Here is a 7,641-nt window from a genome sequence, read left to right on the forward strand (position 1 = left end):
CGGATCATCTGATCGGCGGCGTCGAAGTCGATCAGGAAGCTGAACGCCGCCAAGCCGATGCAGACCAACGAGAAAACGATCGCGAGCCACGGGAGGCCGGTGCCCGCCCCGCCGCCGCGCAGCCCCAGACCAGCGCCGCCGTTGACACCGAACATCGCGAGCACCAAGTTGCCCAGCATCAGCACCAGGACACCGAACAGGCCGGCGACGACCATCCGGGTGAACTTCGGTGTCACGCGAATGGCGCCCGTCTTGTAGACGATGAGCATGCCCGCGAACACACCGACCGTACCCAGGATCGCCTGGAAGATCATCATGCCGGCGTTGCTGTTGGACACCGCGATGTTGGCAAGCACGAACGAAATCGCGCCCAGGAACAGGCCCTCAAGGGCCGCATAGCTCAGCACGATCGCCGGGCTGTCCTGCTTTCGGCCGAACGTCGCCACCAACACGAGAGCGAGGCCGCCGAGCGCGCCGACGAGCGTGAACGGCATGGCCAGCGCGAGGTTGGCCGACACCAGGAAGTAGGAGACGATCGCCACAACCGACAGCACGGCAAGCGTCATGCCGGTCTTGGTGACGACATCGTCGATCGTCAGCGGGCGCGAGACGCCGGTCTGCCGCTGATCGGGGTACTGGGCGACGTATGGATCGCCCTGGTAGGGCTGGGGGGCGCCGGCGTAGCCGGTGCCGAACTGCGCGTATCCCCCCTGCTGCTTGGGCAACGAACGAAATACCGGGTTGCTGGTCTCCCGCACCGTCGGATCCTCTCGTGATAGTCAAGTTCCGAGAACAACCGTCTAACGAACGACGGGCCACACGGGGTTCCCGGAGGTCACGCTCTTCGGGAACCTTACCCGCGGGCGCGACCCCGTGCGTCACGATCTAGATTGCTCAGGCGTGGCGGCTGACACCGATGAGATCCTTGCCCGCGTCGACCGTGGCGTCGGTTTCCTGACCCTGAACCGTCCGAGGGCGATCAATTCGCTGACGCATTCGATGGTCACGACCATGCACGAGGTCCTGGCCGGCTGGGAGCACGACAACGGCGTGCGCGTGGTCGTGCTGTCCGGCGCCGGTGAACGGGGCCTGTGTGCCGGCGGGGATGTGGTCGCGGTCTATCACAGCGCCCGCGGCGACGGGATCGAGGCCAGGCGGTTCTGGCGCGCCGAGTATCTTCTCGACGGCTACATCGGCCGTTACTCCAAGCCGTACGTGGCGTTGATGGACGGAATCGTGATGGGCGGCGGCGTCGGGGTCGGCGCGCATGCGAACACACGCGTCGTCACCGACACATCGAAGATCGCGATGCCGGAGGTCGGCATCGGTTTCGTCCCCGACGTCGGCGGCACCTACCTGCTGTCGCGTGCGCCCGGACTTCTCGGTCTGCATGCCGGGCTGACCGGGGCGCCGTTCTCGGGCTCGGATGCGGTCGCGATGGGTTTCGCCGACCACTACGTTCCGCACCGGGCGCTTGCCGAGTTCACCCGGGCAATCGTCGACGGCGGCCTGCACGCCGCGCTGGACCGCTATGCCGTCGCGCCTCCATTCAGTGAGCTGGTCGCGCAACAGACCTGGATCGACGAGTGCTACATGGGCGACACGGTCGCAGACATCGTGGCCGCGCTGCGCGGCCACGACGCGGGCCCGGCCAACGACGCGGCCAATCTCATCGCCTCCCGATCGCCCACCTCGCTGGCGGTTGCGCTGGCGGCCATACGCCGCGCGGCGAAGCTCGACACCCTGGAAGACGTTCTTCGCCAGGAGTACCGGGTGTCCTGCGCGACGCTGCGCACCCACGACCTCGTCGAGGGCATCCGCGCGCAAGTGGTCGACAAAGACCGCAACCCGAAATGGTCGCCGGCGTCGCTGGCGGCTATCAGCGACGACGACGTCGAGGCCTTCTTCGCCCCGGTCGACGACGATCTCACCTTCTAGGAACGGAATACCCATGACCTACGAGACAATCCTCGTCGAGCGCGACAGCCGCGTTGCGACCATCACGTTGAACCGGCCGAAGGCGCTGAACGCGCTCAACGGTCAGGTGATGGCCGAAGTGACCACGGCGGCAGCCGAATTCGACGCCGACCCGGGAATCGGCGCCATCGTCATCACCGGGTCGGAGAGGGCATTCGCCGCCGGCGCGGACATCAAGGAGATGGCCGACCTGTCATTCGCCGATGTGTTCGGCGTCGACTACTTCGCCGCGTGGGGCCGCTTCGCCGCGGTGCGTACCCCCACGATCGCAGCCGTCGCGGGATACGCACTCGGCGGCGGCTGCGAGCTGGCGATGATGTGTGACCTGCTGATCGCTGCCGACACCGCGAAGTTCGGCCAGCCCGAGATCAAGCTCGGCGTGCTCCCCGGGATGGGCGGCTCGCAGCGATTGACCCGGGCGATCGGCAAGGCCAAGGCGATGGACCTGATTCTGACCGGACGCAACATGGACGCCGCCGAGGCCGAGCGCAGCGGCCTGGTGTCGCGCATCGTTCCCGCCGACGAGCTGCTCCGAGAGACCAGGGCCGTCGCCACCACGATCGCCGGAATGTCGCTGTCGGCCGCCCGAATGGCCAAGGAAGCCGTCAACCGCGCATTCGAGACCACGCTCGCCGAGGGCCTGCTCTACGAGCGCCGGCTGTTTCACTCCGCATTCGCCACCGCCGACCAAGGCGAAGGCATGGCCGCATTCATCGAGAAACGCCCGCCGGACTTCACGCACCGTTAAGGTGCACTGGTGAGCGAATCGGCAACGGCGACTAAGCCATCGGTTCCCGAGCCTGAGCTGCTCGTCGAGCCGCCGGCGAAACCGGACTGGTGGCAGCGCCACTACACGTTCACCGGCACGGCGGTCGGGCTGGTGTTCCTGTGGTTCTCGATGACTCCATCGCTTCTGCCGCGCGGCCCGCTGTTTCAGGGGTTGGTCAGCGGGGCAGCCGGTGCGATCGGCTACGCGATCGGTGTCTTCGCGGTTTGGCTCGTCCGCTTCATGCGGTCCAAGGACAGCAGCCCTCCGGCGCCGCGGATCGCCTGGTACGTGCTCATCGCGGCCGGTGTGGTGGGCACAGTCGCCATGATCATCTGGTTCCACGTCTGGCAGGACCACGTCCGTGACCTGATGGGTGTGCCTCGGCTCAAGTGGCACGACTACCCGCTGGCGGCCGTGCTGTCCATTGTGGTGCTGTTCGCACTGGTCGAGATGGGCCAGCTCGTCGGCAAGTTGATCAGGTTCCTTTTCCGGCAACTCAGTCGTGTTGCCCCGCCCCGGGTTTCGGCGGTAGTGGCGGTGCTGCTCGTGGTCGGTCTCGGTGTCGCGATACTCAACGGGGTGGTGGCCCGGTTCGCGATGCACACGCTGAACACAACGTTCGAGGCGGTCAACAACGAAGAAAGCCCGAACAACCCGGCGCCGAAGTCGCCGCTGCGCTCGGGCGGACCCGGCTCACTGGTGTCGTGGTCCTCGCTGGGTCACCAGGGCCGTATCTTCGTCGGGGGCGGACCGACCACGCAACAGCTGTCGGCGTTCAACGGCGCGCCCGCGGAGGAGCCGATCCGGGCCTACGCCGGCCTCAATTCCGCCAACGGGATCAGGGCCACCGCCGAGCTGGCTGCGCGCGAACTCGAGCGCACTGGCGGGCTCAAGCGCAAGGTGGTCGCGGTCGCCACCACCACCGGCACGGGCTGGATCAACGAGGCCGAGGCCGACGCGGTCGAATACATGTTCAACGGCGACAGCGCGATCGTCAGCATGCAGTACTCATTCCTGCCCAGCTGGCTGTCGTTCTTGGTGGACAAGGAAAACGCACGTCAGGCCGGGCAGGCGCTGTTCGAGGCGGTGGACAAACGGGTGCGGGCGCTGCCGGAAGGCCAGCGTCCCCAGCTCGTCGTGTTCGGCGAAAGCCTCGGATCGTTCGGCGGCGAGGCGCCGTTCTTGTCACCCAACAACATCGAGGCGCGCACCAACGGGGCGCTGTTCTCCGGTCCGACGTTCAACAACACGATGTGGGAAGACGTCACCCACAACCGTGACAACGGTTCACCGGAGTGGCTGCCGATCTATCAGGATGGAGAAAACCTCCGGTTCGTCGCCCGGCCGGACAACCTGGGCCGCCCCGCCGCGCCGTGGGGAAATCCGCGCGTGGTGTACCTACAGCACGCCTCCGACCCGATCGCCTGGTGGAATCCCGACCTGCTGTTCGCACGGCCGGATTGGCTGCGTGAGCCGCGGGGCTATGACGTGTCCGGGGACATGGAATGGATCCCGATCGTCACGTTCCTGCAGGTGTCGGCCGATATGGCGGTCGCGATCGACGTGCCCGACGGGCACGGCCACCGGTACGTGAAGGACGTTGTCAACGGATGGGCCGCCGTCCTTCAGCCCCCCGGCTGGACGCCGGAGAAGACCGAGCGGCTCCGCCCGATGATGCACTCCGACGAGTAGGCCGGCCCAGCTTCGCGAGCGCTCCGGTCTTCTTCAAGGCCGAATAGCCACCGATGACGTCGGTGGCACGGTGCAGCCCGAGATCCTGCAGTGCGGCGGCGGCCAGGCTGGAGGTGTAGCCCTCCGAGCAGAGCACCACCCACTCGACGTCGTCGTCCACAGCCTGCGGAATTCGCGCGTCACTGGTCGGGTCGCAGCGCCATTCGAGCACGTTGCGCTCGATCACCAGCGCGGCGGGCACGCCTCCTTCGCGGGTCCGCTGCGCCCGCGGCCGGATGTCGACCAGGATCGCCCCGCGCTCGACCGCGGCGGGCACGTCGTGTGCGTGCATTCGGACCAGCCGGGTCCGCGCGGCCTCCAGCAGCCTGTCGATCCGGCTGCGGGTCATTGCCCCTCCGGGATGTCGGTCAGCTCCGTGCGAACACGGCGCAGTGTGTTGCGTCGAGTGACCTCGTAGTGCGACATCGCGGTCAGCGGGGGCGAGTAGGCGTGCACGCTGAGCGCCGGCGCCGCCGTGGGCGCCCACGTGACGTCGTGCACCCACCCCAGCGGGAACGCCGCCTGGTCGCCCTCGTCGAGCCGCCGGCGACGCAAACCGGCGCCGTCCCAACGAAACTCGTGCAAGGCGCCGCTGAGCAGAGTGAGAGCGCCCAGAGACCCGCTATGGTCGTGCAGCTCGGTGGGGTGTCCGGGCACCCAGCTGATCAGCCAGACGTCCAGTTCGTCGTCGCTGTGCAATCGGGTGAACCATCGTCGGTGGTTGGGGACGCCACCGGGGGGCTCCAGGTCGCCATATCGGCCATTGAGCACATCATCGGCGCTTTCGTCGGTGATTCGCAGCAGGTCAGGCAGTCGGAGCCGGGTCGGTGCGGAGACGGCGGGGATAAGGGACGGACTGAGAACAAGGTTCGCAGAACGCGGCGACGAGCCGCTCGCGCGAAGAGCAAAAGGCATGGGCTTTGGGCCTCGAGAGATGGACGGAACAGGGCTGGGGGCGACTACGCCCGACAACAGCCCGTGAATCCGGTGGGGTCCATCACGTCAAACATTGTTGCATAGAGTAGCGGCGTGCGCTGCAGCCCGGGTTGCGTCGTGGTGTCCGCCTTCGCCGCGTCGGCTCTTGTGCTCTCCGGCTGCTCGTCAGGCAAGCAGGCGGGTCCGGCGACGCCGTCGGCCAGCACGTCGCAGGCTGCGGGCCAGACCGGTCCGGTTCAGATCGGCGTGTCACCCGGCGGGGTGACGACGTCGATCAGCGCGCCGGCGGGCTCCACCGAGGAGGAGTACTACCAGGCCTGCCACTGGGCACGGGTATGGATGTCCGGGCAGACGGGCGATCCGCACACGCTCGTCGAGCCCTATCTGGCCATGGTGCAGAAGTCCCCTACCGGTGAGAACGGGACCTGGCACATACCGTGGGCAAAGCTGCCGCCGGAACGCCAGGCCGGCGTCATCGTTGCGGCCCAGGCCGCTGCTGAAGACGGCTGCGACTAACCAGAGAACGCTGCCCGGCAGGCGCAAAATGGCCGTATGACCGGCAAGCGAGTCGCCCTGGCGTTGGGCAGTGGCGGCGCCCGTGGCTACGCCCATATCGGCGTGATCCACGAACTGCGTGACCGCGGCTACGACATCGTCGGGATCGCGGGTTCGTCGATGGGTGCGCTGGTGGGCGGCCTGCATGCGGCCGGTGGGCTCGACGAGTTCGCAGAGTGGGCCAAGACGCTGAGCCAGAGCGCGGTTTTGCGGCTTCTTGATCCCGCCTGGCGGGGCGCGGGCTTCTTTCGAGCCGAGAAGATCCTCGACGTGGTCCGCGACCTGCTCGGCGACGCGGTGATCGAGAGGTTGCCGATTCCGTACACCGCCGTCACGACGGACTTGATCGCCGGAAAGTCGTTGTGGCTGCAACGGGGACCGCTCGATGCGGCGATCCGCGCGTCGATCGCGATACCCGGCGTGATCTCACCACACGTCCTCGACGGTCGGGTGCTCGCCGACGGTGGCATCCTCGACCCGCTGCCGGTGTCACCGCTGGCAGGGGCCAACGCCGATTTGACGATCGCGGTCAGCCTCAGCGGTGACGAACCGGGCGCTCATCGCGGGCAGGAGGATGCCGGACCACGAGCAGGCGCGGAGTGGCTGAATCGCGTTGTGCGAAGCACGTCCGCGCTGCTGGAACGCTTCGGCACGGCAGCGGAGATGGCCGTCGATGACGAATTGCCCGTGGCGGAGGAAGGGGGCGAGGACATCGCGACCGCGTCTGCGATGGTCCCGAAGCTCGGCAGCTTCGAGGTGATGAACCGTGCCATCGACGTAATGCAGGCCGCATTGGCACGGCATCATCTCGCCGGGTATCCCCCTGACATCATGATCGAGGTTCCGCGAACCGCCAGCCGCTCTCTGGACTTTCACCGCGCCGCGGATGTGATCAACGCGGGGCGGCAGCTGGCCGCGCGGGCTCTGGACTCATACGAGTCCGACGACTCCGACAGTTTGAGCGCTGAGACGTGATCATCTGTGGATGGATTCTGGTCTGTGGATAAGTCCGTGGCGCAGTGGGTTTAGCGTGTGGGGGTGTCGGTGGGCGGCGACATGATTCGGGCATGGTTTCGGATCGCGATGAGTGCGTCGAGGCGTTCGCGGCGCTGGGGGAGGCGATGGCGCGGTGTGCGAAGCTGCGGGTGCACGGGGTGTTGACCGGCCGGGAGTGTCTGGCGTTGTTGGACTGCGCCGAGGTGGTGTCGCGTCAGCTGCCGGTGCTGCAGTCCGACCTGATCAATGAGCTCGGTGCGCTGGCCGGGCCGGCCGAGTTGGGTGGCACGCTGGCGCATGCGTTGGCGGATCGGCTGCGTATCAGCCGCGCGGAGGCGCGCCGGCGTATCGGGGAGGCCGAGGACCTGGGGGCGCGCGCCAGCCTGGCCGGGCAGGTGTTGGCGCCGCGGCTGGCGGTGACCGCCACCGCGCAGCGGCAGGGCCGGATCGGCGCCGAGCATGTGGCGGTGATCCGGGGGTTTCTCAGGCAGTTGCCGGGCTGGGTGGCGGCGCCCACCCGGGAGGGGGCCGAGGCCACGCTGGCCGAGCTGAGCACCCAGTTTCGCCCCGAGCAGGTCAGGCGGGCCGGCGCGGTGCTGGCCCAGCTGATCAACCCCGACGGGGGGTTCAGCGACCAGGATCGGGCCCGGCGCCGCGGGATCCTCATCGGCGCCCAG

General features: G+C 67.8%; 9 protein-coding genes. 6 read left to right on the forward strand and 3 right to left on the reverse strand.

Annotated elements, in window-relative coordinates; all coding sequences use genetic code 11:
• Window positions 1–758 (reverse strand): Bax inhibitor-1/YccA family protein (locus tag VKG81_RS08860; protein WP_324395555.1); only part of this gene is annotated, 758 nt, incomplete at its 3' end.
• A 142-nt stretch (window positions 759–900) separates the two neighbouring features.
• On the opposite strand from VKG81_RS08860, the gene VKG81_RS08865 reads away from it, so the two are divergent.
• Genes VKG81_RS08865 through VKG81_RS08875 form a run of 3 tightly spaced genes read left to right on the forward strand, consistent with a single transcriptional unit; the run spans window position 901 to window position 4,438 of the window.
• Window positions 901–1,938: an enoyl-CoA hydratase/isomerase family protein gene (locus tag VKG81_RS08865; RefSeq protein WP_324395556.1), complete on the forward strand. Its 1,038-nt coding sequence runs from the start codon at window positions 901–903 to the stop codon at window positions 1,936–1,938.
• 13 nt (window positions 1,939–1,951) lie between these two features.
• Window positions 1,952–2,725: an enoyl-CoA hydratase gene (locus tag VKG81_RS08870; protein ID WP_324395557.1), complete on the forward strand. Its 774-nt coding sequence runs from the start codon at window positions 1,952–1,954 to the stop codon at window positions 2,723–2,725.
• 57 nt (window positions 2,726–2,782) lie between these two features.
• Window positions 2,783–4,438 carry an alpha/beta hydrolase gene (locus tag VKG81_RS08875; protein WP_324395563.1) on the forward strand — a complete coding sequence of 552 codons (1,656 nt, stop codon included), beginning with the start codon at window positions 2,783–2,785 and terminating at the stop codon, window positions 4,436–4,438.
• On the opposite strand, the gene VKG81_RS08880 is transcribed toward VKG81_RS08875, so the two are convergent.
• Both VKG81_RS08880 and VKG81_RS08885 read right to left on the reverse strand, forming a co-directional pair.
• On the reverse strand, window positions 4,350–4,826 hold the full coding sequence (locus VKG81_RS08880) for a rhodanese-like domain-containing protein (RefSeq protein ID WP_324395558.1): 477 nt from the start codon (window positions 4,824–4,826) through the stop codon (window positions 4,350–4,352). The genes VKG81_RS08875 and VKG81_RS08880 overlap by 89 nt on opposite strands.
• Window positions 4,823–5,392 (reverse strand): cysteine dioxygenase family protein, encoded by a 570-nt coding sequence (locus tag VKG81_RS08885; RefSeq protein WP_324395559.1) that lies wholly within the window; start codon window positions 5,390–5,392, stop codon window positions 4,823–4,825. Before VKG81_RS08885 ends, VKG81_RS08880 begins: the two co-directional genes overlap by 4 nt.
• Before the next feature lie 114 nt (window positions 5,393–5,506).
• Here VKG81_RS08885 and VKG81_RS08890 point away from each other — a divergent pair, with 114 nt between their 5' ends.
• From VKG81_RS08890 to VKG81_RS08900, 3 genes are all read left to right on the forward strand, one after another.
• Window positions 5,507–5,929, forward strand: coding sequence for a lipoprotein LpqV (locus VKG81_RS08890; RefSeq protein ID WP_324395560.1), 423 nt, complete (start codon window positions 5,507–5,509; stop codon window positions 5,927–5,929).
• Between the two features lie 36 nt (window positions 5,930–5,965).
• Window positions 5,966–6,943, forward strand: coding sequence for a patatin-like phospholipase family protein (locus tag VKG81_RS08895; RefSeq protein ID WP_324395561.1), 978 nt, complete (start codon window positions 5,966–5,968; stop codon window positions 6,941–6,943).
• A 92-nt stretch (window positions 6,944–7,035) separates the two neighbouring features.
• The coding region (locus VKG81_RS08900; protein ID WP_324395562.1) for a DUF222 domain-containing protein at window positions 7,036–7,641 on the forward strand (606 nt) is incomplete at its 3' end.

This window comes from Mycobacterium sp. (genome assembly GCF_035314905.1).
In the GTDB taxonomy this organism is placed as follows: Bacteria; Actinomycetota; Actinomycetes; order Mycobacteriales; family Mycobacteriaceae; genus Mycobacterium.

Excerpts from the sequence above, each read along its gene's own strand:
- VKG81_RS08870 (WP_324395557.1), top strand. The coding sequence starts at position 1,952 with ATGACCTACGAGACAATCCTCGTCGAGCGCGACAGCCGCGTTGCGACC.
- VKG81_RS08880 (WP_324395558.1), bottom strand. The coding sequence starts at position 4,826 with ATGACCCGCAGCCGGATCGACAGGCTGCTGGAGGCCGCGCGGACCCGG.
- VKG81_RS08885 (WP_324395559.1), bottom strand. The coding sequence starts at position 5,392 with ATGCCTTTTGCTCTTCGCGCGAGCGGCTCGTCGCCGCGTTCTGCGAAC.
- VKG81_RS08895 (WP_324395561.1), top strand. The coding sequence starts at position 5,966 with ATGACCGGCAAGCGAGTCGCCCTGGCGTTGGGCAGTGGCGGCGCCCGT.